The 1,323-nt window shown below is 72.2% G+C and carries 1 protein-coding gene; it reads left to right on the top strand.

The genetic code is table 11. The annotated features are described in order from the left end of the window. Nucleotides 1–77: 77 nt before the first annotated feature. A complete protein-coding gene (locus GL263_RS26615) occupies nucleotides 78–1,271 on the top strand; it encodes a pyridoxal phosphate-dependent aminotransferase (RefSeq protein ID WP_182858290.1) in 1,194 nt (397 codons plus the stop codon). Nucleotides 1,272–1,323: the final 52 nt, after the last annotated feature.

The following is a 1,323-nucleotide window of genomic DNA, read 5'->3' as shown; positions in this document are numbered from 1 at the left end:
CCGTCGCACTTACCCCAGCATCCCCGCCCCACTCCCGGCTGAAAGCACAGTTGAGGAAGACCAGAGCTTTCGCGAGGATGACCGCCATGGGACGCCCACTGCTGAACCGCCGCCTCGCCGAGTTCGGAACGACGATCTTCGCCGAGATGTCAGCCCTCGCCCAGCGCACCGGCGCGATCAACCTCGGCCAGGGCTTCCCCGACACCGACGGCCCCGAGGAGATCCGCGAGGCCGCCGTCCGGGCCCTGCGCGACGGTCGCGGCAACCAGTACCCGCCCGGCCCGGGCGTCCCCGAGCTGCGTCAGGCCGTCGCCGACCACCAGCGCCGCTTCCACGGCCTGACCTACGACCCCGACACCGAGGTCCTGGTCACCGCCGGCGCCACCGAGGCCATCGCCGCCACGCTGCTCGCCCTCCTCGAACCGGGCGACGAGGTCATCGCGCTGGAGCCGTACTACGACTCGTACGCCGCCGGCGTCGCCATGGCAGGCGGCCGCCGCGTGCCCGTCACCCTGCGCCCCCACGAGGGGCGCTTCCGCCTCGATCTCGACGAGCTGCGCGCCGCCGTCACCCCCCGCACCCGGCTGATCCTCCTCAACACCCCGCACAACCCCACCGGCACCGTCCTCACCCGCGACGAACTCGCCGCCATCGCCGAACTCGCCTGCGAACGCGACCTGCTGGTCGTCACCGACGAGGTCTACGAACACCTCGTCTTCGACGGCGAACACCTCCCGCTGGCCGGTTTCGGCGACCGCTTCCCCGGCCTCCGCGACCGCGTCGTCACCATCTCCAGTGCCGGCAAGACGTTCTCCTACACCGGCTGGAAGGTCGGCTGGGTCACCGCCGCGCCGGCCCTGGTCAGCGCGGTCCGGTCCGCCAAGCAGTACCTCACCTACGTCTCCGCAGGCCCCTTCCAGTACGCCGTCGCCGAAGCGCTCGCACTGCCCGACGCCTACTTCACCGACCTCCGCGCCGACCTCCGGCACAAGCGGGACATCCTCGCCGAGGGCCTGCGCACCGCCGGCTTCGAGGTCTACCAACCGGCCGGCACGTACTTCATCACCACCGACGTCGCCCCGCTCGGCGAGAAGGACGCCTACGACTTCTGCCGCGCGCTCCCCGAGCGCTGCGGCGTCGTCGCCGTCCCCAACTCCGTCTTCTACGACAACCCCGACGCCGCACGCACCCACGTCCGCTTCGCCTTCTGCAAGCGCGCCGAGGTCCTGACCGAGGCCGCGACCCGCCTCCGCACCGCGTTCGCCCGCTGACGGCCACGCTCCCGGCCGGGCCCCGGGGAAAGGGGTGGTGTGGGGGGCGTAC

It is taken from the genome of Streptomyces durbertensis (assembly GCF_014156695.1).
Lineage (GTDB): Bacteria > Actinomycetota > Actinomycetes > Streptomycetales > Streptomycetaceae > Streptomyces > Streptomyces durbertensis.
Note: the sequence above shows the minus strand (reverse complement) of the source record. Positions and strands in the feature narration are given on the sequence as shown.